The sequence below is a fragment of the Pseudodesulfovibrio thermohalotolerans genome, assembly GCF_021353295.2.
Classification (GTDB): domain Bacteria; phylum Desulfobacterota; class Desulfovibrionia; order Desulfovibrionales; family Desulfovibrionaceae; genus Pseudodesulfovibrio; species Pseudodesulfovibrio thermohalotolerans.
The window spans coordinates 1667501-1692583 of the sequence record NZ_CP120635.1 but is presented as its reverse complement, the minus strand read 5'-3'; the positions used below and the strand labels follow the sequence as shown (position 1 = coordinate 1692583).

General features: G+C 57.1%; 23 protein-coding genes, 1 tRNA gene and 2 rRNA genes (1 of these 26 running past the window's edge). 5 read left to right on the top strand and 21 right to left on the bottom strand.

From position 1 onward, the window contains the following. Positions 1–23 precede the first annotated feature (23 nt). The 8 genes from LF599_RS07930 to LF599_RS07895 form a co-directional block, all read right to left on the bottom strand. Positions 24–812 (bottom strand): hypothetical protein, encoded by a 789-nt coding sequence (locus LF599_RS07930; protein ID WP_279522914.1) that lies wholly within the window; start codon positions 810–812, stop codon positions 24–26. 63 nt (positions 813–875) lie between these two features. After that, complete coding sequence (locus tag LF599_RS07925; RefSeq protein WP_279522913.1) at positions 876–1670, bottom strand: tetratricopeptide repeat protein; 795 nt, start codon at positions 1668–1670, stop codon at positions 876–878. Next, on the bottom strand, positions 1654–1977 hold the full coding sequence (locus LF599_RS07920) for an FtsB family cell division protein (RefSeq protein WP_279522912.1): 324 nt from the start codon (positions 1975–1977) through the stop codon (positions 1654–1656). The genes LF599_RS07925 and LF599_RS07920 overlap by 17 nt, the downstream gene beginning before the upstream one ends. Before the next feature lie 2 nt (positions 1978–1979). Beyond that, positions 1980–2258 carry a hypothetical protein gene (locus tag LF599_RS07915; protein WP_269943322.1) on the bottom strand — a complete coding sequence of 93 codons (279 nt, stop codon included), beginning with the start codon at positions 2256–2258 and terminating at the stop codon, positions 1980–1982. Between the two features lie 217 nt (positions 2259–2475). Next, positions 2476–3066 (bottom strand): CDP-diacylglycerol--glycerol-3-phosphate 3-phosphatidyltransferase, encoded by a 591-nt coding sequence (pgsA, locus tag LF599_RS07910; RefSeq protein ID WP_279522911.1) that lies wholly within the window; start codon positions 3064–3066, stop codon positions 2476–2478. Positions 3067–3076: 10 nt separating this feature from the next. Then, positions 3077–3964: an Mrp/NBP35 family ATP-binding protein gene (locus tag LF599_RS07905; protein WP_279522910.1), complete on the bottom strand. Its 888-nt coding sequence runs from the start codon at positions 3962–3964 to the stop codon at positions 3077–3079. A 45-nt stretch (positions 3965–4009) separates the two neighbouring features. After that, a complete protein-coding gene (locus tag LF599_RS07900) occupies positions 4010–4981 on the bottom strand; it encodes a DUF368 domain-containing protein (RefSeq protein ID WP_279522909.1) in 972 nt (323 codons plus the stop codon). Positions 4982–4992: 11 nt separating this feature from the next. Further along, entirely contained in the window at positions 4993–5634 is a 642-nt protein-coding gene (locus LF599_RS07895; protein ID WP_279522908.1) for a protein-L-isoaspartate(D-aspartate) O-methyltransferase, read from the bottom strand. 167 nt (positions 5635–5801) lie between these two features. Here LF599_RS07895 and LF599_RS07890 point away from each other — a divergent pair, with 167 nt between their 5' ends. From LF599_RS07890 to LF599_RS07880, 3 genes are all read left to right on the top strand, one after another. Then, a complete protein-coding gene (locus tag LF599_RS07890; RefSeq protein WP_279522907.1) occupies positions 5802–6233 on the top strand; it encodes a CBS domain-containing protein in 432 nt (143 codons plus the stop codon). A 161-nt stretch (positions 6234–6394) separates the two neighbouring features. Continuing rightward, positions 6395–7747 carry a M23 family metallopeptidase gene (locus LF599_RS07885; RefSeq protein WP_279522906.1) on the top strand — a complete coding sequence of 451 codons (1353 nt, stop codon included), beginning with the start codon at positions 6395–6397 and terminating at the stop codon, positions 7745–7747. A gap of 116 nt (positions 7748–7863) precedes the next feature. After that, the gene (locus tag LF599_RS07880; protein WP_269943152.1) at positions 7864–8394 is read left to right on the top strand and encodes a hypothetical protein; all 531 of its coding nucleotides are present in this window, start codon (positions 7864–7866) and stop codon (positions 8392–8394) included. On the opposite strand, the gene LF599_RS07875 is transcribed toward LF599_RS07880, so the two are convergent. The 10 genes from LF599_RS07875 to LF599_RS07830 all read right to left on the bottom strand — a co-directional run bounded on the left by LF599_RS07875 (position 8395) and on the right by LF599_RS07830 (position 19419). Then, positions 8395–9378 carry an ADP-ribosylglycohydrolase family protein gene (locus LF599_RS07875; protein ID WP_279522905.1) on the bottom strand — a complete coding sequence of 328 codons (984 nt, stop codon included), beginning with the start codon at positions 9376–9378 and terminating at the stop codon, positions 8395–8397. Positions 9379–9465: 87 nt separating this feature from the next. Next, positions 9466–11928: an endopeptidase La gene (gene lon / locus LF599_RS07870; RefSeq protein WP_279522904.1), complete on the bottom strand. Its 2463-nt coding sequence runs from the start codon at positions 11926–11928 to the stop codon at positions 9466–9468. A 103-nt stretch (positions 11929–12031) separates the two neighbouring features. Beyond that, on the bottom strand, positions 12032–13288 hold the full coding sequence (gene clpX / locus LF599_RS07865) for an ATP-dependent Clp protease ATP-binding subunit ClpX (RefSeq protein ID WP_279522903.1): 1257 nt from the start codon (positions 13286–13288) through the stop codon (positions 12032–12034). A 5-nt stretch (positions 13289–13293) separates the two neighbouring features. Beyond that, entirely contained in the window at positions 13294–13902 is a 609-nt protein-coding gene (clpP, locus tag LF599_RS07860) for an ATP-dependent Clp endopeptidase proteolytic subunit ClpP (RefSeq protein ID WP_279522902.1), read from the bottom strand. A gap of 269 nt (positions 13903–14171) precedes the next feature. Continuing rightward, the gene (gene tig, locus LF599_RS07855; RefSeq protein WP_279522901.1) at positions 14172–15668 is read right to left on the bottom strand and encodes a trigger factor; all 1497 of its coding nucleotides are present in this window, start codon (positions 15666–15668) and stop codon (positions 14172–14174) included. 51 nt (positions 15669–15719) lie between these two features. Beyond that, a tRNA-Leu gene (locus LF599_RS07850) sits at positions 15720–15804 on the bottom strand. A gap of 71 nt (positions 15805–15875) precedes the next feature. Continuing rightward, positions 15876–17255, bottom strand: coding sequence for a bifunctional hydroxymethylpyrimidine kinase/phosphomethylpyrimidine kinase (thiD, locus tag LF599_RS07845; RefSeq protein WP_279522900.1), 1380 nt, complete (start codon positions 17253–17255; stop codon positions 15876–15878). A 92-nt stretch (positions 17256–17347) separates the two neighbouring features. After that, entirely contained in the window at positions 17348–17776 is a 429-nt protein-coding gene (locus LF599_RS07840) for a hypothetical protein (protein WP_269943149.1), read from the bottom strand. Positions 17777–17901: 125 nt separating this feature from the next. Beyond that, positions 17902–18789 (bottom strand): MerR family transcriptional regulator, encoded by an 888-nt coding sequence (locus LF599_RS07835; protein ID WP_269943148.1) that lies wholly within the window; start codon positions 18787–18789, stop codon positions 17902–17904. Positions 18790–18963: 174 nt separating this feature from the next. Next, entirely contained in the window at positions 18964–19419 is a 456-nt protein-coding gene (locus LF599_RS07830; RefSeq protein ID WP_279522899.1) for a hypothetical protein, read from the bottom strand. A 299-nt stretch (positions 19420–19718) separates the two neighbouring features. Between LF599_RS07830 and LF599_RS07825 the strand changes: the two genes are divergently transcribed. Then, positions 19719–20111: a MucR family transcriptional regulator gene (locus LF599_RS07825; RefSeq protein ID WP_269943145.1), complete on the top strand. Its 393-nt coding sequence runs from the start codon at positions 19719–19721 to the stop codon at positions 20109–20111. A gap of 43 nt (positions 20112–20154) precedes the next feature. Here LF599_RS07825 and LF599_RS07820 read toward each other — a convergent pair whose 3' ends face one another. Further along, positions 20155–20790, bottom strand: coding sequence for a TetR/AcrR family transcriptional regulator (locus LF599_RS07820; protein ID WP_279522898.1), 636 nt, complete (start codon positions 20788–20790; stop codon positions 20155–20157). 774 nt (positions 20791–21564) lie between these two features. On the opposite strand from LF599_RS07820, the gene LF599_RS07815 reads away from it, so the two are divergent. Next, positions 21565–22626 (top strand): IS110 family RNA-guided transposase, encoded by a 1062-nt coding sequence (locus LF599_RS07815; RefSeq protein WP_269942321.1) that lies wholly within the window; start codon positions 21565–21567, stop codon positions 22624–22626. Between the two features lie 248 nt (positions 22627–22874). Here LF599_RS07815 and rrf read toward each other — a convergent pair. After that, a 5S ribosomal RNA gene (gene rrf, locus LF599_RS07810) occupies positions 22875–22989 on the bottom strand. Between the two features lie 64 nt (positions 22990–23053). Beyond that, positions 23054–25083: ribosomal RNA gene (locus LF599_RS07805) — 23S ribosomal RNA — on the bottom strand; it runs 908 nt beyond the window's last position.

Genomic DNA, 25083 nt, shown 5'->3' with positions numbered 1-25083 from the left:
GCCCCCTCGATTGTTATGCGCCTCTAAAACGGCCACCAGCTTCCCTCTGCGTTGGGGTCCACGCTCTCAGTGACGTAGACGTATTGATCCTCACCAACATAACGGGTCAGCCAGGAATAATAACGGTTGCCCACCTGTACCTGACCATGGACATCATTCTTGAGAATGTCCTCCCAGTCCACGGCCAGCATGGCTTGCTTGTCCACATCGGCGCCCAGGGACCAGACATTGTGCCCAGGGTGAATGATAATCAGCGACTTGGGATCCGGGCTCAGACGCATGAGGGACCTGGGATCAAAACCCACGCCGATCAGCCCGCTGAACCGAGTATCCTCAAAGTAAGGCCGCCCGATATACATTTCCGGCCCGAAGTCGGAATAATCGACCACGGTAAGCAGGGAAACCTGTCGCCACACCCCTTCGAAAACAAGGGGCTTGCTGATGCGCTTCACAGGCAGATCGGGCTGCATGAAGATAATGGTCCCTTCCTCGTCCGTGACCAGCACCCGGTCGACCCATGGGAAGCGGGCCATGAGCAGATCAAGCCAGTCAATGCCGGGCAGCGTATCGGTATCGTTCACGAACCGGATCAGGGAAGTCAGCGGCCCGTCCACAGGGGAAATGAGCTTGGCCAACTTTTCCTGGTTGGGATTGGTGAACTGATAGCTGTCGGTGTCGATGGTCGGCGGAGGGTCCACGAAATCGCGCGTGGTCTGCCAGGTTTCCTTGGTATACTCGGCAGTGGTGTCCCACATGCCGCAACCGCCGAGCAACAACGCGGCGGCCAGGAGAATCAAAATAAAATATCGCATATTCCCGCTTTCATGCATGGACGTTCCGCACCGTTACGCGGCGGGCGTCCCTTACTGTTTCGCCTAGCCCTGAATCCGGGCCTCGAACCTGGCGGCCAGAGTCTCAAGGGTGCTTATCAATCGATCCTTGGCCTGTGCGCCGAAGGCGTCGTCCCCTTCCCCGTCCGGCCCTCGGCCGTCCCGGCGACGCTCCAATTGCACGATCCTGTCCTGCAATTCCGCACGCCGTTCGTCGGACACGGTTGATTGCAACAAATCGCGATAGATTTCAAGTGCGCCCTCGACATCCCCCTGAGACGCGAGCAGGTCAGCCATGGTCTTGGTCCTGAACGAGCCGGTGCCCGGCCTGAAATCCCGAGTCTCGCCGTCGTCGTCAAAGCCGGGACGGATCAATTCGGGCAGCGTGAAGGGAGGCGGAGCGTCGACAGGAGGCGGCAGCGGCGCACCCACAAGGCGGTCGGCCAAAGCGCCTATGCCCTCGAAGACCACATCGGTCCATTTGATGATGTCGCCGGAAAGATTGGAAGCCACCAGCATAAGATAAACAGCCAGGTCGCGCTGCTCAGGGGGCAGACTCCTGGCCCAGCCGCGCCAGAACGCGGGATAATCCCGCAAGGGATTGATAACCCGTTCCAACTGTTCGAGCACCTCGTCCTCGCGCCCCAGTTCGGTCAGGAGTTCCACGAGGAGCATACGCGCTTCGAGATAATCGGGATGCCTGTCCAACCCCTGGCGCAGTGTCTTGACCGCGTCCTCGGGCTGGCCGTTCTCCACAAACAATTTGGCCAAAGGGAAAAAAACCCGCGAGCCGGGCTCCAAGGAGAGAACTTCCTGATACCATTCAATTTTCTTGCACATCGGCACCTTCTCCGCGGGGTTGGTCCTTCTCGTCCGGGAATATGTACAACAGCTCGTCTTTCTTGATAAAATTCATTCTCTCTCGAATGACTTTCTCCTGGTACCCCTTGTCCGACTTGAGCTTACGAATCTCCTGACTGAGATCCAGACTCCTGGCGTCCACGGACTCGATCTTTTGTCGCAGGACCTCGTACCGGTTCTTAAGCTCCAGGTAGGCGAAAACCCCCTGGTCGCTCCATATCAACCGGGTAAACAGAAAAAGGTTGATACAGACCAGCACCGCCGCAAAGATCAGTCTGCCGCGCATGACTACTGGAGCCTGCGCTCCGCCCTGGCCCGGGATTGCCGACGAGACAAAGGCCCCTGCAATTCCTTGAGAAAATTCGATGTCGCACTCTCGATTCTCTCCACATCCGATTCGCTCAGCTCAACTTCGTCGATCTTTTCGAGAAACGACTTGAGCACGGCGAATTCGTCCAGGAGGGAATGGCCGTTTTCCAACTGCTCCAGCTGTGACTCGAGATCGAGAATGGTCTGGAGGCAGTTGGTTATGCGGACAAGATGTTTGACCGAGCTGGAATCCGACATAAGCATCTCTAATATTTCTCTCTTCGCGTATTAACCCTTTTTTCGGAATCTTGAACAATTATGCCGTACTGAAAACTACCATGTTACCGTTGCCCTGTCATTAGGGAATTTCCCCCGGGACGGCAACGAGTTATGTGCACGCTGATCGGCGGCGCGGACGATTCTCGATTTATTCTAGACTCGCCCGAACCGCCCTGCTCCTGCCATTTTCGGCCGATCAGACCTCTTCCGAAGAAACGATCCACTTCCTGTAGAAATCGTACAGGTAGTGGCCGCCCGACACCACGGTCAGCGCAAGGGCGATATACAGCAGTACCTCGCCCGTAAACCGGGGGTCCCATCCGAAGAAGGGATAATGGAAGATCAAAAAGCCAACGGCCAGGGACTGGGTCAGCGTCTTGGCCTTGCCCAACCTGTCAGCGGCAACAACCTCGCCCATTTCCGCAGCGATGGCGCGCATTCCCGTAACCGCCAGTTCCCGGCAGATGATGATTATCACCACCCAGGCAGGCACGCCCCACCCCGGCCCGAGCCTGACCAACATGATCAGGGCCGAGCCAATGAGCAGCTTGTCGGCCAGAGGGTCGAGAAACTTGCCCAAGTTGGTGATGGTGTTCTGCCCGCGGGCGATCTTGCCGTCGAAGTAATCCGTGACGCAAGCCAGGAAAAACAGGGCGAAGGCGAAGTATGAGCCGAAACGGGACTGAAACCACATCTCGAAATACAGCAGCAGCACGATGAAGGGCGCCGCCAGGATTCGGGCCATGGTCAGGCAGTTCGGAAGGTTGAAAACGTTCTTCTTATTCATCGCACCCGCCTTATGTGTTTGAGGTCGAGGCAGCCTCTAAGCTGTTCTGGGCGGCCGCCGCGATGGTGTCCGCCAACTTGAGGAACGCGTTCTTGGCGAAGGACTCTTCTTCAAGCAAAACCACGGGGGTCCCCAGATCGCCCGCCACGACAGTGGCCGGGTCCAGGGGAATGGCGCCGAGGAAATCCAGGCCGTACTTCTCGGCCAGGTCCTTGCCGCCGCCCTTCTTGAACAGGTCGATGGCCTGGTGGCAATGAGGGCAGATCAGCCCGCTCATATTCTCCACCACCCCGAGAATCGGAGCCTTGGCGTACTGCAGGAAGTTGATGGACTTGCGCACATCGGACAGGGAGACCTCCTGCGGCGTCGTGACCACGACCGACAAGGCGTCGGGAATGGTCTTGAGCACGGTCATGGGCTCGTCGCCGGTGCCCGGAGGGGAATCGACCACCAAAAAGTCAAGCGCGCCCCACTGCACGTCGGAAATGAACTGGCGGATGGCGGAAGTCTTCATGGGACCGCGCCAAAGCACAGCCTGATCCGGGTCCTTGAGCAGGGACTCCATGGAGACCACGTGGAGATTTTCGTTGTATTCCTTGGGAACGATCAGGGAGCCTCGGTCAATATCAAGGGTGCCGGAGATGCCCAACAGGGTCGGAACCGAAGGACCGTGGATGTCCACGTCCAAAAGACCGACCTTGAAGCCCCGGGCGGCCAGCGCCGCGGCGACGTTGACGGAAACGGAGCTCTTACCCACCCCGCCCTTGCCGCTCATGATGAACAGCTTGTACTTGATCTTCTCCAGGGTGGACCGGATCATCTCATCCTGAATTTTCATCTTGGCGCTGATCTTGCCGTCGCCCCCGCCTCCGCAGGAGCCCGAACTGCACTCACTCATATTCTCTTCTCTCTTTATTGCTTTCTCCCGCAAAGGAGACCCTATTCAATTTGCGCGATTGGACAACCGCTCCAGGACGATCACGACGAGCACGCCCACCGCGAACAGCCCTATGGCGAGGGCCACTCCCCCGTCGAAAGCGTCGGGGAGGACATTCTGCGTGCGCAGGATATGTATCTTTTCACGAATGACCGTCGATTCCAAGACTTCTTTCCAGGGCCAAACCTTTCGCAAAGCCCCGATCATGAACCCGGTCAGCACGGACACCGTGGCCGCGTGCCAACGATGCAGCAGAAAATGCAACACCCTTGAAAACAGGACAATGCCCACCACTGCTCCCGCGGCAAACACCACGAGAATAACAAAATTATCCCACAAAAACGGATTCTTGAGAGTTCTCGTCACATATTCGTACTTGCCCAGCATGAGCAGCAGGAACGCCCCGCTGATGCCCGGCAGAATCATGGCGCAGATGGCGATCGACCCGCACAGAAAAATAAAGGACAACGTTTCGGGAGTGGACACGGGAATCATGCCCACCAGAAAATAGCAGCCCGCCGCGCCAAGCAGGATCAGGACGCAGTTGCCCGCGTTGAGGGGCTTGATTTCCTTTCCGACCACGAAGATAGAGGCCAAGATGAGCCCGAAGAACAGAGACCATATCTCCACGGGATGAACGTTGAGCATGTAGTTCATGACCCCGGCCATGCTGACCACGGCGGTCAGGATGCCGAAAAGCAGACAGGCCAGAAAGCGAAAATGCACCTCGGCCAGGGCTCCCGTGAAATCCAGGCGCAGCAGCCGCCGGACGAAAAGCGCGTCCACGGAACGGATGGCGTCCACCAATTGGGTGTAGATGCCGGTGATGAAGGCGATAGTCCCGCCCGACACGCCGGGAATGATGTCGGCTCCGCCCATGCAGACGCCCTTGAGACACAGCAGAACCGCCTCGCGCAGGTTGCGCGGGCCGGGGCTGGCCATGAAGGCCGTCCTGAGATTCGCCTGATTTCCGACCATATTCCGCTCCCCTACCAGCCGTGGCTCCCCACCAGGTCCACGAAGGCGACGCCGCCCTTGTCCTCGCGGGTGACTTGGCCGTCCTTCTTCTCCACCAGAATCAAGGTCTGATTCCGGCGCGCCCCGCCCACGGGGATGAGCATTCGGCCCGGATCGGCCAGTTGATCCACCAGCGGCTCAGGCACCTCGGGGCCGCCCGCTGTGACGATGATCCGGTCGAAAGGGGCCTCCTCGGGCCATCCCATCGTCCCGTCGTCGAGCTTGAGCTTGACCGAGAACATGCGCATGTCCATGAACCGCTTGCGGGCGGTGTGAAAAAGCTTCTTGATGCGCTCCACGGTGTAGACGTCGGCCCCCATATGCGCCAGAACCGCGGCCTGATAGCCGGAACCGGTGCCGATCTCCAATACTTTCATGCCCGGCTCCACCTGTAGTAATTCGGACATGAGCGCCACAATGTACGGCTGGGAGATGGTCTGCCCCTCGCCAATGGGCAACGGCCCGTCGCTATAGGCTTTGTAGGCCAAAGCCTCTTCGACGAACGTATGGCGCGGCAGTTCGCGCATGGCCGCCAACACGCGCTTGTCCGTCACGCCGCGCGCCTGAATCTGGTCGCGCACCATGCGCTCCCTGAGCCTTACCGGGTCAACCATCGTCTCTCCTGGGGATACGGTGCGCCATGAACGGAAACACCTGCGGGATGCTGAACAGATTTTACCAGCCAAGTCAACTCGGGGGACGAAGAATGCCCGAAAAGGGAGCAGAAATCTTGACACATTTCCTTCCTTGGCCGAGGATGTCCTAAGACCCAGGAGGAGCTATGCTGAAGGTGAAGGACCTCATGTCGTCGCCGGTCTTCTCCCTCAAGGAGAACGACTCCCTGCACACCGCACGGGAGCTCATGGACCTGCAACGCATCCGCCACATCCCCATCGTCACGGTGGACAACGCCTTCACAGGGCTCATCACCCACCGGGACATCCTGTCCGCGACCATCTCCAAACTGGCGGGGCTCGACCCGGAGACGCAAAAGGAGATAGATTCCGGCATCCCCATCCGCGAGATCATGCGGGCGGACATCGTTTCGGTGGAGCCCGAAACCTCGTTGAAGGACGCCGCGCGTCTCCTGCTCAACAACAAGTACGGCTGTCTGCCCGTCGTCGAAAACAGCGGACTGGTGGGCATCGTCACCGAAGCCGACTTTTTGCGCCTGACCATCAATCTCATGGAGGGACTGGAGCAAGACGCCTGAGGCGTCGGACCGGGCAAAACGAAGCCGCACTCCAAGGTGCGGCTTTTTCTTCATATTCCGACAGGTTGTCACCCCCATTTCGAATTTCGACCTTCTTCCCTTGTCTCCTCTCCTTCTCTATTATAGAAATAGTCTAGAATTAATTACATTAGGATTGCACCATGAGCAAAGATACCAGATTGACCAAAAAGAAAAGCGGCGGCAAGCTGCCCCTGGGCGGCCTTCTCGCCATCATCATCCTCCTGGCCACTGCGGCCGGGCTCTTCATGATTTTCCGCGACACCACTCCTCCGGTGGTATCCATCACCCCCGACGCGGCGCAACTGGGCAAGGAATCCATCCTGAGCGTCCAGATAGACGATCCGGGCAGCGGGCTGAAATCCCTGGAAATTTACGCTGTCCAGGGCGACAAGCGCGTTCCTCTGGCCGCCAAGAGCTATCCCGGCGGCATCATGCAGGTCCGGGAAGACATTCCCCTGAGCGCAGGTACCCTCACGGAGGGGCAATTCTCCATTGAAGTCACAGCCAGGGACGCCTCCCTGTATCCCTTTGGCGAAGCCGGCGTGACCAAAATCGGCAAAGTCTACTCCCTGGACCTGACCCCGCCGCGCATCTATGTGGAGTCCCCCACCAACAACCTGAATCAGGGCGGAGCCGGGCTGATGGTCTACGCGCTGAGCGAGGAAGCGACCAACACCGGCATTCAGGTCGGCGAACGTTTCTTCCCGGGCCATTTGCAGCCCGGCGGCGAAGGCAGGTTCCTTTACTACTGCCTGTTCGCCCATCCCTGGGACACGGCGGTCAAGGATTTCCAGCCGTTCATCGTCGCCTCGGACGCAGCCGGCAACAGCGCGAAGCGGTCCTTCAACTACCACACCAACCCGCGTGCCTTCCGGCATGACCGCATCAACCTGTCCGACAACTTCATGGAGCAGACCATCCCGGAATTCCAGGGACTGGTTCCCAACCAGGGCTCCCTGCTCGATCAATACCTTTACATCAACAACACCATCCGAGGGGAAAACCGCGCCAAGCTCGTGGAGTTCAGCCGCCAGACCAGCCCGACCATGCTCTGGTCCGGCCCGTTCGTCCGGCTGCCCAACGCCGCCAACCGCGCCCGGTTCGCCGACGCGCGCGACTACATGTACAAAGGCAAAAAGGTTGACCACCAGACCCACCTCGGCCTGGACTTGGCCAGCGTCAAGCACGCCCCTGTTCCGGCGGGCAACGACGGACGTGTGGTCTACGCCGACTTCCTGGGCATCTACGGCAACGTGGTGGTCCTCGATCACGGTCTCGGGCTCCAGTCCCTCTACGCCCACCTCTCATCCATCGAAGTGCATCCCGGCGACATGGTCACCAGAGGACAGATCATCGCCCACACCGGAGCGACCGGTCTGGCAGGCGGCGATCACCTCCACTACGGCATCATCGTGGCGGGCATCCCCACCCAACCGATCGAATGGTGGGACGGCACCTGGATCAAGCACAACATCACATCGAAAATTCGTTAACTCCCTAAAAAAACGCGGCCCGCTTCAAGCGGGCCGCGTTTTTTTTAGGAGCATTTTTCCGGAACGATTCCTGCATTTTCTCCGTGGGCGGAATATCTTTCCCCCAAGGAGAACAGATGCAGATATCAATGGACATGTCCACCGTCTGGCCGGAGGCCTCGGCCAGACTGATAGGACAATCGCGAAACATATCGCCCGTGGGAGAAGAAGCGGGCAAGGCAGAGGCGGACGAAACGTCCGGCTCCGCCCTTTCTTTCAAGAAGGAGCTTACCCCGGAAGAACAGAGCCGGGTAATCTTCCTGCAAAACCTCCTGGCCCAGACCATGGCCATGGCCGAAGGCAATCCCACGGACGAGCAAAAGGAACGCATCCGCGACATCGAGAAGGAACTCGAAAAGATCACGGGCGTTAAGACCAAATCCCACCTCTCCGCAATGACCGACAAAATGCCCGGGAAAACGGACAAGAAAGAGGAAGAGGAAAGGGAAAAAGGTTACCAGCCGAGAGGCATCGATCCCAAGGAAGCGATGCACAACAACAATTCGACAACCACCAAAGGCGATAATCCGGGGATGCAGATGCTCAGGAACAACGCCCTGCTCACCTCCATCAGCGCCCTCAACCTGGGACAGGCTCTTTCCGGCTAGCTACTCCAGGACAGACGCAACTTTTTCCGCGTTAGCCAGTATCTCGTCCCGATCGCGCAAGCCGTCGATGAACCGTTGCGGGATGCCGCCGATTCCGACCAGCGCGCCGGAGAGAGCACCGGTCAGACAGGCGCGAGCCATGTTGTTGCCGCCTCCGTTCACAGCCGTAAGCACAGCGGTCTCGAAATCGGCAAACCGGCTGGAAAGCCAGTACGCCGCAGGAACCATGAAGCCGAGCTGACAGGCCAGACCGTATATCTGGGCGATTCGCTCCGGCGGTTCCACCGTGATTGCGGGATCGGTCGCCGCCTGATGGACCAGTCCGGGTTGCAGGAACACATCGATGAGCGCCCTGTCCACTTCCTTCTGCGCCCACCCCATAAGCGACTTGCCGGAATTTTCCAGCGTCTTGCCCCGAATCAGCCTGCAAACGGCCAGAATGAAGGCCAGCGACTGAGCGGCCACAAAGGGCTCCGCATGGGTCAGATGAATGTTGGACATGGCATGAGCGGCCAGCCCGCGAGGATCAGCTGCGTAACGCGCGGCGAGCATGACTCCGCGCACGGCAGCCTCGCCCGAATCCGACAAACCGCCTGCCTCGGCCCACGGCACGCCCCCCTTGCGGGCCTGCCAGACCTCGCGCATGGCGATATCCGTATACCGTCCGCCATGAGGAGTGCCGTCCAGAGTGTCGAGGAATTCATCCAGACGCCCTGTGAAATCGGCCTCGTCGTATTCACCGCGCTCAGCCAATGAAGCGAGCAGGAGCATGGACACCTGCCCGGTCTGGGAAACATCCCCTGCCAGGCATCCGTCATGGTACCACCCAGGCTTGGGCGGCATGTAGTCGGTGATCCAATCGCCATAAGCGGCTCGCAACTCGTTGAGATCGTAATACCAATGCGGTCCCAGCCCGAGGGCGTCTCCGACGTACATGCCGACTATCGCGCCCATGGCGCGTTCTTTTCTCGTAAGTTCGCTCATTACAAACCTCCATGTTCTCTTCAGCCTACACGAAAAAGCCCGACGGCAAAACCGTCGGGCTTTAATTTCAAACAATGATGCGGAAGCTTACTGGCGTGCGGGCCGCTGGAACTCCTCCTTGAGGAGTCCGGCCGCTACCGGCGCTTCGCCATGGTTTCGAACCCAGACGTTCCGGGAACTCCCTTTCAGGGCCTTATCGATGACCTGATCCATTGTCTTGACCGGGATCACCTCAAGGTCCTTGAGGATTTCCTTGGGCACATCCTGGAGGTTCTTTTCGTTCTCCGCGGGAATGAGCACGGTCTTGATAAGCCCGCGATGGGCCGCCAGGAGCTTCTCGCGCAGTCCGCCGATGGGCAGAACGCGGCCGCGCAAGGTGATCTCGCCGGTCATGGCCAGGTCGTGGCGAACCGGAATGTTCAACAACGCGGAGACAAGCGCCGTGGTCAGGGTGATACCTGCGGACGGGCCGTCCTTGGGAGTGGCTCCGTCGGGCACGTGGATGTGGATATCCACCAACTTGTAGAAGTCGGGCTTGAGCCCCAACAGGTCAGACCGGGACCGGATGTAGGAAACTGCCGCTCTCGCGGATTCCTTCATCACGTCACCAAGCTTGCCGGTGATCTCCACCTTGCCCTTGCCGGGCATAAGTACCACTTCCACGAGCAGCATCTCGCCGCCAAGCTGGGTCCAGGCCAGACCGTTGCACACGCCGACCTGGGATTCCTCCTCGCGCTCGCCGTAGGTATACTTGGTCACGCCGAGCATCTTCTGCAGGCTCTGCTTGGATACGGTGACGGACTTGTCGCGATCATGGGAATCCACGATCTTCATGGCGGTCTTCCGGCAGATGGAGGCGATCTCGCGCTCCAGGTTACGGACGCCCGCTTCCTTCGTGTAGTAGCGAATCACGTCCAGAACGGCGTTGTCCGATATCTTGAGATTCTCGGAGCCGAGACCGTGCTGCTTGATCTGCTTGGGCAGAAGGAAGCCCTTGGCGATCTCCATCTTCTCGGTTTCCAGGTAGCCGGGCAGCCGGATGATCTCCATGCGGTCCTGCAACGGCAGCGGAATGCCTTCCAGATTGTTGGCCGTGGTGATGAAGAACACCTTGGACAGGTCGTAATCCAGATCAAGATAGTGATCGTTGAAGGCGTAGTTCTGCTCCGGGTCCAGCACTTCGAGCAGGGCTGCGGACGGATCGCCACGAAAATCGGCGGACATCTTGTCCACCTCATCCAGGCAGATGACCGGGTTGTTGTACTTCACCCGCTTCAGCGACTGGATGATCTTGCCGGGCATGGCGCCCACATAGGTCCGGCGATGGCCGCGAATCTCGGCCTCGTCGCGCACGCCGCCCAGAGACAGGCGAAGGAACTCGCGGTCCATGGAACGAGCGATGGAACGGGCGATGGAGGTCTTGCCCACGCCCGGAGGGCCGACGAAACAGAGGATGGGACCTTTCATGGTCTCCACCAGGGTCTGCACGGCCAGATATTCGAGGATGCGCTCCTTGGGCTTTTCCAGGCCATAGTGATCCTCATCGAGGATGGCCCGGGCCCTGGAGATGTCCACATCCTTGTCGTCCTTGATATTGTCCCAGGGGAGGTCGAGCACCCAGTCGATATAGTTGCGGACCACGGTGTACTCCGCACTCGACGACTGCATGGTCCGCATCTTCTTGATTTCCTTGCGGACCCGCTCGCGGTTCTCCTCGGACATGGGCTTGGCGTCAAGCTGGGCCTCCAGCTCCTGCGCCTCGGCCTGAGGATCGTCTTCTCGGCCCATCTCCTTGTTGATGGCCTTGACCTGCTCGTTGAGATAATACTCCCGCTGGTTCTTCTCCATCTGTTCCTTGACGCGTCCCTTGACGCGCTTCTCGATGGAGACGATCTCGATCTCGCCGAGCAGGAGCTCATACACGCGCTCCAGACGGCGGTTGGGATCCAGCTCTTCAAGAATCTCCTGCTTCCGAGAGAAATCGATCTTGAGGTGCGGCATGATCTGGTCGGCGAGCTGCCCCGCGTCCTTGATGGTGGACATGGCCAGAATGGCCTCGGGGGCCACCTTCTTGTTGACCTTGCCGAACTCTTCCAGGGAATCCTGGACCACGCGGATAAGCGCGTCGGCTTCGGCCGAATCCACACCGGCGTCATCCAGGGTCCGGAACCGGGCCTTGGGGTAGTCGCCCTCCTCTTCGGCATAAGGGATCATGTCGATTTCCGGGTCCCACTCAGCGCGGGACACGCCCTCGAACAACACCTTGATGGTGCCGTCGGGCAGACGGAGCATCTGCAAAATCTTGCTGACCGTACCGACCCGATACAGGTCACCCGCTTCGGGGTGTTCCTTCTCAGGGCTTTTCTGGGTGACCAGGAAAATCTGCTTGCCGAAGTCTGCTACCGCGGTCTCTATGGCCTTGATGGAGGCCTCACGTCCCACGAAAAGCGGAACGATGGATTTCGGAAACATAACCACTTCCCTCAACGACATCATCGGGAGGGTCATGGCATCAGGGGATTTCTTGCCGTCGAAACTGAAAGTCGGCATTAATTCCTCCGAGGGTTAAAATAAGGCGTGCGCCCCCGAAAAGGGGGCTACCGCCGATGCAGTGAAAGTAAGGCCCGCGGGCGGAATGTCAATCCGAAGCGTCCTATGCGGACTTAACTTCCTGATGATACAGGAGCAGCGGATCCATGTCCTTTTCGACCACGGCCGTGTTGATTACGCACTCGCGCACGTCGGGCATGGCCGGAAGCTTGTACATGATGTCGAGCATGGTCTTTTCCAGCACGTTGCGCAGACCGCGCGCGCCGGTCTTGCGCTCGATGGCCTTCTTGGCGATGGCCCGCAACGCGTTCTCGGTGAAGGTCAACTCCACCTTGTCCAGCTCGAAAAGCTTTCGGTACTGCTTGACGAGCGCATTCTTCGGCTCGGTCAGGATGCGCACCAGGTCGTCCTCGGTCAACTCCTCCAGAGCGGTCTGAACCGGGATACGGCCCACAAACTCAGGAATCAGGCCGAACTTGGTGAGGTCCATGGGCTCAGCCATGGCGAAAAGCTCGCCCAAAGCCATTTCCTTCTTGGCCTCGACCTTGGCGCCGAACCCCATTCCGGAGCCCTGCCTGCGCTGCTGCACGATCTTGTCCAGGCCAATGAACGCGCCACCCAGGATGAACAGGATGTTCGAGGTGTCCATGCGGATGAACTCCTGCTGGGGGTGCTTGCGGCCTCCCTTGGGCGGGATATTGGCCTCGGTGCCTTCGATGATCTTGAGCAAAGCCTGCTGCACGCCCTCGCCCGAAACGTCCCGGGTGATGGACGGGGAATCACCCTTGCGGGCGACCTTGTCGATCTCGTCTATGTAGATGATGCCCCGGGAAGCCGCGTCGATGTCGTAGTCGGCATTCTGGAGCAACTGCACCAGGATGTTCTCCACGTCCTCGCCCACATAACCGGCCTCGGTCAGGGTGGTGGCGTCGGCGATGGCGAACGGGACCTTGAGGACCCGGGCCAGGGTTTGGGCCAACAGCGTCTTGCCCGAGCCGGTAGGCCCGATGAGCAGGATGTTGGACTTGTCTATCTCGACATCGTCGGCAGCCGTGTTGGCCGAAGCATACAGCACACGCTTGTAGTGGTTGTGCACGGCCACGGCCAGAATCTTCTTGGCCTGGTCCTGACCGATGACATACTGATCCAGCAGGTCCTTGATCTCCTGCGGGGGGAGCAGGCGGCCATCCTCGAATTCCTCGCTGATGGTCTCCTGAGCCATGATGTCGTTGCACAGGGCGACGCACTCGTCGCAGATGTATACGTCCGGCCCGGCGATAAGCCGCTGCACCTTCGCCTGCGTCTTACGGCAGAACGAGCAGCACAGATCCGGTGAATTATTCTTCTTTTCAGTCGTCATGACGGTTAACCCTTAATGCTTTCGTCCACGTCCGCCCTGGACTTCATGACCTTGTCGATGAGTCCGTATTCGAGGGCTTCCTCGGACGACATGAAATAATCGCGGTCCGTGTCCGCAGTGATCTTTTCCAGGGACTGCCCGGTATGATGGGCCAGGATGCCGTTAAGCTCGTCCTTCATGCGCAGAATTTCCTTGGCATGGATGGAAATATCCGACGCCTGGCCCTGCGCGCCGCCCAGCGGCTGGTGAATCAGAATTCGGCTGTGCGGCAATGCGTAACGCATCCCCTTCTCGCCAGCCGCGAGCAACAGCGAGCCCATGCTGGCCGCCTGGCCGAGGCACAAGGTGGCCACCGGGGCGGAGATGTACTGCATGGTGTCGTAGATGGCCATGCCGGCGGTCACGACGCCGCCCGGCGAGTTGATATACATATAAATTTCCTTTTCCGGATCTTCGGACTCCAGAAACAGGAGCTGAGCGCAAATGAGGCTGGCCACGTGATCGTCGATAGCGCTGCCGAGCAGGATGATCCGGTCTTTGAGGAGCCGGGAATAGATATCGTACGCACGTTCGGTGCGGCCGGTTGTTTCGATGACCATCGGAATGGCGACCATGTATGTCTCCTTGAAGGATATTGGGCGGTTTATCGGAAGCCGGAAGGGAAATCATTGCTCTCCGGCTATCTCGAAACGGGCGACCAAGGCCCGTATCCACTCAGTTTTACGACATTGATTATGAGATATTTCCCCTGTGAGGACAAGGGGAAACTTCCCACGCTCACGGAACCAAATAGGCATCCGCGAGGCAAGGTCAAGAGCGGCTGAAAAAAACGGCGGCCCGGAAGTTCCCGGACCGCCGCTCGTCTTGTTTCGTTTCCGAAAGCTTAGGCCTGTTCGGCCTCGTACTTGTCGGCACGCTCCTGGAGCTTGGACAGGGAGTAGCTCTTGGCGGTGGATTCCTTGAGACCCAAGGTGTTCACGGCCCACTCGACAGCCTCGGCCTTGTCCTTGAACTGGATGCCGCCGGACTTCGCCTCGCCGTCCGCGTCGGACTCGGAAGCGGTCTCGGTCTTGGCGGCCGCACCCTCGGTGGGCGCAGCGATCAGCTTGACCTCGGCAGAATCGTAAATCAGCTCGGAAGCCTTGTCGCACAACAGACGGTCCTTGAGAGGAACGATGAGGTTGTTGTCCTCATAGTACTTCTTCAGCTCGTGCAGGGGCTGACGGGATTGCATGGCCAGATGGGACAGTGTGGCGTCGATCTCCTCGGGGGAGATTTCCAGTCCTTCCTCAGCGGCAACGGCTAGCAGCAGAATTTCGGTCTTCACGGAGCCCTCGGCTTCGGTGCGGAAGCCCTCACGCAGCTCCTCGGGGGTCTTGCCCAGAGACTGGAAGCCCTTGCCCTGACGATCCAGGCGGTATTCCAGATCCTTCAGCAGACGGTCGATACGATCCTCGACCATGGCCGGCGGCAGGGGAAATTCATCGATGCCGTCGATGATGGAAGTCAGAAGCTCGCTCTGGGCGGCGGACTTGCTCATCTGCTTGCGCTGGGAGGCATAGGACTCGCGAATGCCCTTGCGCATGGTCTCAACATCCTTGAAACCGGCCTTCTTGGCCACTTCGTCGGTCATCTCGGGCTTGATGCGCTCCTTGACCGCGTGCAACTTGGCCTTCATGGTCACGGTCCGGCCAGCCAGATTCTCATTGATGAAGTCGGCCGGGAAGGTGATGTCCGTCTCGCCGCCTTCGCCGGGAGTCAGGGTCTTGATAAGCTCCTCGAACTCAGGCAGGGCCTGATTCTGGCCCAGGACCAGATCGAAATTCTCGGCCTGAATGCCCTCAACGATTTTGCCATCCTGGTAGGCGCCGAAGCTGACGGAGGCAACCTCGCCGTCCTTCGGGGCGCGGACGTCCTCGATGACCTTCACTTCGGCGTTGTTTTCGAGGATGCGCTCCTCGACTTCGGCGACCTCGTCGTCAGAGACTTCAACGTCCACTTCGTCGACCTGAAGGCCCTTGTACTTGGGCAGGTCAAGCTTGGGCGCGACCTCGAACTCGATGGAGTAGCTGAAATCCTCGTCCCGAACCAGCTCCGCGGCATCCACGTCGAGGCGGGACATGGGTTGCAGGGCCAGGCCGCTCAGAATTTCGTTGATCTGGTAGTTGATCAGATCGGTGGTCGCTTCGCCATAGACCTGCTTGTGGTACTTGGACTCGACGACCGAGGACGGCACCTTGCCCTTGCGGAAGCCCTTGACGTCGGCCTGCATACGATACAGGGCAACGGTGGCGGAGAGAGCGGCATTGACCTCTTCGGCAGGGACATCCACGGTGATTTTGCGTTTCACCGGGGAAAGTTCTTCAACATTGTATTCCATGAGACGTATCCTCCTCAAACGCCTGGGCAGGCGCGTAAATATGGCATTTTGTGGTGCGGGCGGAGGGACTCGAACCCCCAAACCGTGAGGTACCAGATCCTAAATCTGGCGCGTTTACCAATTCCGCCACGCCCGCAAAAAGAACGTGCTGTTTAAGCAAGCTCTCGCGCATATGTCAACCTATAGGGGCGGTACGGCGACGGAAATCTACATTTCATCGACGTTTCCGACCAGCTTGTCGGTGATTTTGCGCAAAACGACCAGCAACTCGTCCACGTTTTCGGCCAGCACGTGAATGGCAGGCTCCCTGCCAGTGCCGCCCGGATCGCCCAGCACCCTGACATCCCCCGGCACCGGATGCGACTTGAGGGCTTCCAATCCGCCCCACTCCTCGAACCCGTGACCTTCGCCGTCGACGTACTCGGGCCGCCCTTCCCAATCCATCCAGGCGACCTCCATGCCAAGCTCGGCGAGAACATCGCGGACACCCTCGCCGCCCCGCAGTGTCATGGCGCATTGAACCTCCGGCAGCACCATCCGAGCGGACAGCAGCAACGCCGAGGCACGCTCAGGCGCTCCGAAATCGGGATATCCGATCACATCCACGCCACCGCGCGCCAAGGCGATGAACCCGCCGGAAAAACCCGCCACGTCGCGAAAAGAATCAGCAAAAGGCACGGCAACGGCCACATTGGTCCTGCCGCGCGGCAACAATGCTTCGAACCCGGGAACAGCCGCCAGCCGTCTGCCCAGGTCATCCACCGCGGCCAAAACAGTCTCCCTGGCCCGCTCCTTTATCCTCGGCGCGAGATGGTTGGGCGGGCCGCCCCCTTCTCCAAGCCGGTAACCGGCCCGCAAGGCCAGATTCAGATACTCCTGGGCCCGCAGGATGGCCGCCTCCATATCCAGTCCCCGGGCCAGTCCGGTGGCGATGGATGCGGACAGGGTACAGCCTGTACCATGGGTGCAATCCGTGTCGACCCGCCGCTGCATGAAGGGAATCGGCTCGGCCCCCGGCCGCATGAACCAGTCGGTCACGGCCAGGGAATCGGCATGTCCGCCCTTGATGAGCACCGACTTCGGCCCCATATCGAGCAGTCGCCTTCCAGCCAGAAAGACATCCTCCCTGCTCTTGAGCTTCATGCCCGTGAACAATTCGGCCTCGGGTATGTTCGGGGTAAGCAGGTCCGCAAGAGGAAACATCCGGTCCACCATGGCCTCCACGGCATCATCCTGCAGGAGCTTGCCGCCCGCTGTAGCCACGCAAACCGGGTCAACCACCAGGGGAAAAGTCTTGTTCTTCAACCCGTCCGCCACGGCTTCGATGATCGGAGCGGAAAAGAGCATTCCCGTTTTGGCCGCGTCCACCCGAATATCATCGAGCACGGTCTTGAGTTGCAGAGCCACAAACCTGGCCGAAGGGGCATGAATGCCGGTCACGGCTGCGGTATTCTGGGCAGTCAGCGCGGTGATAACGCTCGCCCCGAACCCGCCGAGCATGGTTATGGCTTTAAGATCAGCCTGAATGCCAGCCCCCCCGCCGGAATCGGAACCGGCGATGGTCAGGACGCAGGGAAGTCTTTCCATGGTTCAACCTCCAAAAAAACAACGATCATCGGCGGGTAAGATCACCCACAACCGACAATCGCAAAAAAAAGGAAGCGGCTTGAAGCCGCCGATCAACCGCAGGACAGCTTAACGTAGTCTTCGACAGAGACGCCGTTCCAGGCCTTGCTGACCCAATATGCAGTGGCCCAGATCATCAGGGCCGTAGCCTGAAGATCGGTTAGGCGGCGAAGCTTGACCTCAAGGTTGCTCTTGCTCGCCCCATGCTGGATGTGGATGTTGTGCTCGTCGCACGCCTCCTCGACCCGAAGCAGCAGGTACGCCTGCTTGGACTGATTGGGCAACAGCTTCACTTCCCGGTGGGATTCCAGAATCGTCTTCAGTTCGGCAACGGAAAAATCACTGGAAACATTGCGAATGGACTTGAAAAAGACGTCGACTGCCCAGGGCAGGATAAATTCGGCTCCAGCACTCTTGGTCTTGAAATAGTCCTTGAGCCACTTTTCCTGATCATGAGTAATTCTTGCAGCGACCTGGGGCATACCGTCTCCTCCACATGAACCGGCGAAACTTGGTGCCTGACAATATATTCGGCAGTAGCTATATAATTGAAACGACCGAATCAATCAAGAGTTTTTCTAGAAGAAGATTATAACAATTACGCTCGTTACCCATTGAAAACAGACTTCAACTGGCGAAATAACGTCAGCAGAAGCGCGTCGGGTGCATCGTTGCCGTCTATATTAAGCCGAATTATCTCCGTTACCGTGTTCCGGCTCGGCGTGACCGTCTTCCTCGCCTCCAGTACGATATTCTGCTCCCTCCCGCTGCCGGAATCCTCTGTGCGAACATCCAACGTCCAGTGGTCATCCTGCCGTTTCCAGGACGTTTCCACCGCCACGGTATCCGACTCCTTGCGCTCTATGAGCTGAACAAAATCCTCAAGTGAAAAATGTTTATGCCCCTTCCCCTGCACACCAAGGTATTCGCCGCCGGACGCGATGACCAGCGGGCTGGACAGGAATTCGGCTGACGGGAAATTAATGGTTCCGCCACGCTCCCGAGCCGACAACCTGCGTTTGAGCGACGCGATCTCCTCACGCAACGAGCGGACAGCCTCTTCCTGCTTGGCCGCATCAGCATCACGTTCCGCGCGAAGAGCCGCAACCTCATCTCGAAGGGAACGAATCTCGCTCCGAAACAACGACTGATCGTTCAACAAATCGCCCATTCCGGACAACACCCCGGCGAACTCCTGCACAACACGAGAGGACACATTTTGTTCAATTGGTTGATCAAACCGAGAATCATCCATCAATACACCGAACTTCAAGGCTAATTCTCGCTCTATTTGTTCAGTTGACCAATTGTCGTTGAACATCTTTCGAATCCTCCTGAAGATTTCCAAGACCTCGACTGGATACCGCGCCCGGCGCCCATCCCCACCCTCAACCGGAATGAATTTTTCAAATTTATCCTTATAATACACGACAGTCGACGGCGGTATATCCAACCGCCTCCCGACTTCGCGCAAACTGATAAACTTCCTTCCCATCTTGCAACCGCTTGTTGGCATTTGATCAATCTACTAGACAAAACTAAATATATATTGAAATGTCAAGGTAATTTTGACCATTAACGATCAACCATGTTCAATGCAACGCTCAAAAAAAGAGGTATGGCAAACAAGTTGCCACACCTCCGATCACATTCCTGTCCGAGACGGAAACTACTTCTCCAATTCCCCGCGGACCTCTTTGAGAGACTGCATGATGTCCTGCATCTTGTCGCGAAGAGCTTGGTCCTCAAGCGTATTGCCAAGATAAGCAGCCTTCATGGCCATCTCGTTGACCATGTCGTGAGCGAGCATCCGCTTCATCTGTGAGGGGAGCCCCTCCTCCATCTGCAGCATCCGCTCATCCAACTTGGTGACATCCTGTCGCAGCACGCCCAAACTCTTCACCTCTTCAGTCAGTCCGGCGATGTTACGATTCATGCCAAAAAAGAAAATCACCAACAGAACAACGACGAGCAGGGAAACAATGACCGCCACCTTGCTCATGTCGCGACTGGTGGTATTGGCGGCCACGGAGGGAGCCACCGGCTGCTCCGCGTCGGAATCATTGGCACTCTTCTCAGTGTGCACAGCCTCTAACTTGTGGATTTTATTGCCATCCGAACTCATTCATCTCTCCATTGATTGTACTTTATTCAAAAACAACGTCTCAACACTGTTTCGTATACTTCACACAAGCTGAGGAATCAAGACCATAGAGAATAAACGACTGGTCCCGAACCTTCTTGAGTGATTTGATTCATGACTCAATTATTCATCTCAGTATGCTGAATTATAATATCTTGACACAGAACAGCATATGTTTAATAGAATTTAATTGCGGTGAAGTTTTGCATTATAACATTGGACGCGGAACGATATCTGGATTCACTCCTCTTCCGATGGTCCGAACAATTAAGGAGATTCCCATGGAAGATTATTTGCAAGAAGCGTTGGAAATCGTGAAGGCACAGGCCAGCGTTCGGACCATGACCGAGGAAGAAATCACATCCATGGTACAGAAACTGGCCGCCGGCATCAAAGCCATCGCCGAAGGTGAGGCCGTCGACAGCGCAGCCCCGGCAGCCGTGGATCCGCAAAAAGCCATCCGCGAGAAATCCATTCTCTGCTGTGCCTGTGGAAAATCCTTCAAGGTACTGACCAAGAAACATCTGGCTACCCACGGCATGACTCCCGAAGAGTACCGCGAACAGTACGGCTATAAAAAGAAACTGCCCCTGGTTTGCAAATCGCTGCAACGCGAACGCCGCAAGAAGATGAAGGAAATGAAGCTCTGGACAAAGCGCGGCAAATCCAAATAGGCTCGTCGGCATAAAGGCCCAGGTTGTGTAACCTGGGCCTTTGTCATTGTTGCAGCGTCCGCTCAAGCAACAAGTCGAGCGTATTCTCGATCCTCTTCCAGCCAGCCTCGGAACGAACATCCACGCCCCCCAGACTATCGTGCATACGAGACCTGACAGCGAGAAAATTGACTGCGGCGGCCATAATCATGACCAACGCGGTCAAATCCACTTCCTCTGGCGGATCAGTCTGCATCAGTTCGAAGAATTCCAATGCCGTCCTGACTCGAACGTCTTCCAACCCCTTGGTCAGATCGTTACGCACCACCCCTTCCCAGGCCAATATTTCCAGAGTCTGCGGTCTGTGCAGGATAGCCCGCAAATACCGTTTGAAAAATAGAGACATAATCTCATGGGGAGCCATTTGCCGAATACGTTCAGCGTCTCCACCGAGCAGTTCTTCAGCCGTGGGCCAAAACTCGACCGTTCGGCCGTACTCGGCGACAAGCCCTTCCAACCCGTGGTAATAGCGGTAAATCAGTTTCTTATCCACACCGGCCTCACGGGCTACCATGTTCACCCCCAAACGCTGAAATCCCACCTCGGCCAGGACCTTTCCCACGGCCTTGACCAACTTCTCCTTGGTGATTTCCTTATTTCGGATGGGTATGACCTTGGGTACGGCCTTCAACTTCGCCACGGCCCCTCCTTCAAGTCTGAATCTGGGTTAAATATACTATCTCAAACCCTAACCACACCCGCAAGAACATTCCCAACGTATAGCCATTTCACCAATCGCGCACGCCATGGCACATGCAAACGATGCGCGGACCAATACATCCGTCCTAGACGAAAGCGGAGACAGCCAGCTCCGCTCACACAAAACCCGGGCCATACATGACTGATCTTTCCCCGGCGGGAATTATCTCCTTCCGCAGTTCATCCCCCCTCTAGCCGGCGCCCCCCCTTTCTTCTTCTAGCCTCGCGAAACCTACGCGCGTGTGCGGCCGCCATCGCGCCGCGCACGCTCTCCTTGGCGGGGCATGCCCGATAGCGTCTGCCTCACGATCCACCTCCAAGCGTTCTTAAGCCTCTCTTTTGTCTCCAGTCGGTGCAGCCTGACTTGGTGTGCTTTCGCACACGCTAGGAACCGGCATACGCTTGCGTATGAGCCAAGGGGGAAATTGTTTAATCGTGTGTTGGAAAGGGAATAGAGGGAAGGCACGCCGGGTCATGCACCGAGGCGACGGGAGACTACGTTGGGCTACCAGCACCATGGATGAGTGAGTTTACATCTATCCCGCTGCTGGCGGCCATCAACAAAACCGTATTGTGTTGGCCGGGGCGAGCGGCTTTGAACGGACAAAAGAGGGAGGGGTTGTGGAGGCCGGGGGTTGGGCAATAAAACCATGTCGGCACTCCCAAGTTTTGCTGGTAACAGTACCAGTGAACCCCAAAACCAAGGGAGGCCGACATGGCAAAGCTCAAAGTATCATCTGTTCATCGGTTTGTTGAAGCGTTTTCCGGCGAGAAGGTATGGATAGGAGTGGACGTCCATAAGCTGAGTTTCAGCGTGGCTTTGCTCAGACCTGATGGTGCCGTGAAGGACTGGACTTGTCCGGCTGATGCAACAGCACTCACCCGGCTTGTCATGTCATTACCTGTTGAGGTTGGCGCGGTTTGCTATGAATCTGGACCGACTGGCTTTGAGTTGGCCAGGAGCCTCGAAGCAGAAGGTGTTACGGTTGTCGTTGCTGCGCCAAGCCGAATCCCGCGCCCCATTACCGCTACCAACAAGACCGACAGCCTGGACTGCCGCAAACTGGCAGAGCTGGCAGCCTCCGGCCTGATCAGACCAATCGCCATTCCTTCCGTTGAAGCTGAAGCCTTCCGTGCTCTTGAGCGTCGAAGGCATCAGCTCACCGACTCTCTTCGTCGAGCTAAACAACGGATTCGTTCACTTCTTCTTTATCTTGGAGCGCAGGAGCCTGCCGATCTGGACCATTGGAGCAAGGCTGCCATACTCACACTTCATCAGGTGGAACTTCCTTCGGGGGCAAAAGAGACTCTTGAAAGCTTGCTCGATGAACTGGAGTACTTCGCTTGTGCACAACGCAAAGTGGATCAGCGTTTGCGAATAAGCATCCGGGAACAAGACGAGGCAAGACGTATTGCCGCCATGAGGTCCGTTCCCGGCGTTGGCGAAGTCGTGGCCACGACTTTTGCGGCAGAGGTTTACCGCCCGGAACGTTTCAATCGCAGCGAAGAGGTGACAGCTTACCTGGGCCTTGCGCCAGTGATGCGGCAAAGTGGAGGCAGCAAGGGTAAGGCAACACTTCGCCCGGTCGGTCAAAAGCGATTACGAAGTTTACTGATTGAAGCAGCTTGGGTGTGGAAGCAGCGAGATGAGTGGGCCAGGGAGTTCTACAACCGAATTTATAGCCGACATGGTGTGGCACAAAAAGCAATAGCTGCGCTTGCTCGTAAATTGGCCGCGCTTTTGTGGAAGCTCAGCTTACCTGTAACGCAGTCGTGAACAAAGATCGCGGCGGGGCTTTGGTGGCGTAGACCACGAAAATAGAAATGGCGATCTTAAACTGATTTACGTACCGAATAGGTACTTGGTGCCGTAGAGCACGAATAAGAAAAGGAATACAAACTAATAGCCGTTATGGTGAGGGTGGAGTCTGGCCTAAGAAATAGGGAAATCGAGTAAATAGGGAGTCCTTGACATGGGGCCGCATAAGAAAGCCCCCGATCAAAAAGACCGGGGGCTGAAATATTCCTTGGCGGCGACCTACTTTCCCACACGCTACCATGCAGTATCATCGGCGATGGAGGGCTTAACTTCCGGGTTCGGAATGGGACCGGGTGTACCCCCTCCTCCTTGGCCACCAAGAAAATTTGGCGAACTTGGTGTTCAAATATATAGTCAATAGGGGAAGAGAGAATTCCTAATTTTGTTAAATAAGCCGCACGATCTATTAGTACCGGTCAGCTGAACAACTCGCGTTGCTTACACCTCCGGCCTATCTACCTTGTAGTCTTCAAGGGATCTTTAGGGACTTGCGTCCAGGGAGAACTTATCTTAAGGCGGGCTTCCCGCTTAGATGCTTTCAGCGGTTATCCTTTCCGAACTTAGCTACCCTGCAATGCCGCTGGCGCGACAACAGGAACACCATAGGTTCGTCCACCCCGGTCCTCTCGTACTAGGGGCAGACCCTTTTCAATTCTCCTACGCCCACGGAGGATAGGGACCAAACTGTCTCACGACGTTTTAAACCCAGCTCGCGTACCACTTTAAACGGCGAACAGCCGTACCCTTGGGACCTGCTTCAGCCCCAGGATGTGATGAGCCGACATCGAGGTGCCAAACCGCGTCGTCGATGTGAACTCTTGGACGCGATCAGCCTGTTATCCCCGGCGTACCTTTTATCCTATGAGCGATGGCCCTTCCATTCGGAACCACCGGATCACTAAGACCAACTTTCGTTCCTGCTCGAGATGTCTCTCTCACAGTCAAGCTCCCTTATGCCTTTGCACTCAACGGCTGGTTTCCAATCAGCCTGAGGGAACCTTTGCAAGCCTCCGTTACTATTTGGGAGGCGACCGCCCCAGTCAAACTACCCACCAGACACTGTCTCCACACCGGATCACGGTCATGGATTAGATACCTAAGTAATAAAGGGTGGTATTTCAAGGGCGACTCCACGCATACTGGCGTACACGCTTCAAAGTCTCCCACCTATCCTACACGTTATTAATCAAATACCAATGTCAAGCTGCAGTAAAGGTGCACAGGGTCTTTCCGTCCTTCCGCGGGTAACCGGCATTTTCACCGGTAATTCAATTTCACTGAGTCTCTGGTTGAGACAGCGGGGAGATCGTTACGCCATTCGTGCAGGTCGGAACTTACCCGACAAGGAATTTCGCTACCTTAGGACCGTTATAGTTACGGCCGCCGTTTACTGGGGCTTCGATTTAGAGCTTCGCTTACGCTAACCCCACCTCTTAACCTTCCAGCACCGGGCAGGCGTCAGTCCCTATACATCGTCTTACGACTTAGCAGAGACCTATGTTTTTAGTAAACAGTCGCCCCCCCCGATTCCTGCGTCTCAAATCCGCTCACATAGCTAAATGGTCACGGAATCGAGCACCCCTTATCGCGAACTTACGGGGTCATTTTGCCGAGTTCCTTAACCAGAGTTCTCTCAAGCGCCTTGGTCTGCTCGACCCACCTACCTGTGTTGGTTTGCGGTACGGTATGCATACGCTAAACTTAGAAGATTTTCTTGGCAGCATGGAATTAACGGCTTCAGTCAGTTTAATGACACGGCATCACGTCTCAGGCTCACAGAGCTGCGGATTTGCCTGCAACTCAACCCTACACGCTTGCACCGGGATATCCAACACCCGGACCGTCTATCCTCCTGCGTCCCTCCTTCGCACACGTATACATGTACAGGAATATTAACCTGTTTCCCATCGACTACGCATTTCTGCCTCGCCTTAGGGGCCGACTTACCCTGGGAAGATTAGCTTTACCCAGGAAACCTTAGGTTTACGGCGAATAAGTTTCTCACTTATTTTATCGTTACTCATGCCAGCATATTCACTTCTCATTAGTCCAGCACACCTCACGGTATACCTTCATCCCATCTGAGAACGCTCTCCTACCGCTCACAGCAAGCTGTGAACCCAAAGCTTCGGTACAATGCTTAGCCCCGTTACATTTTCGGCGCAGAATCGCTAGGCCAGTGAGCTATTACGCTTTCTTTAAAGGATGGCTGCTTCTAAGCCAACCTCCTGGATGTATCAGCAACTCCACCACCTTTCCCACTTAGCATTGATTTGGAGACCTTAGCTGTTGGTCTGGGCTGTTTCCCTTTCGGCCACGGGCCTTCGCACCCATAGCCTGACTGCCACACATCATTTACCGGCATTCGGAGTTTGAAAGGGGTTGGTAACCTGGTGGGGCCCCTAGCCCTGTCAG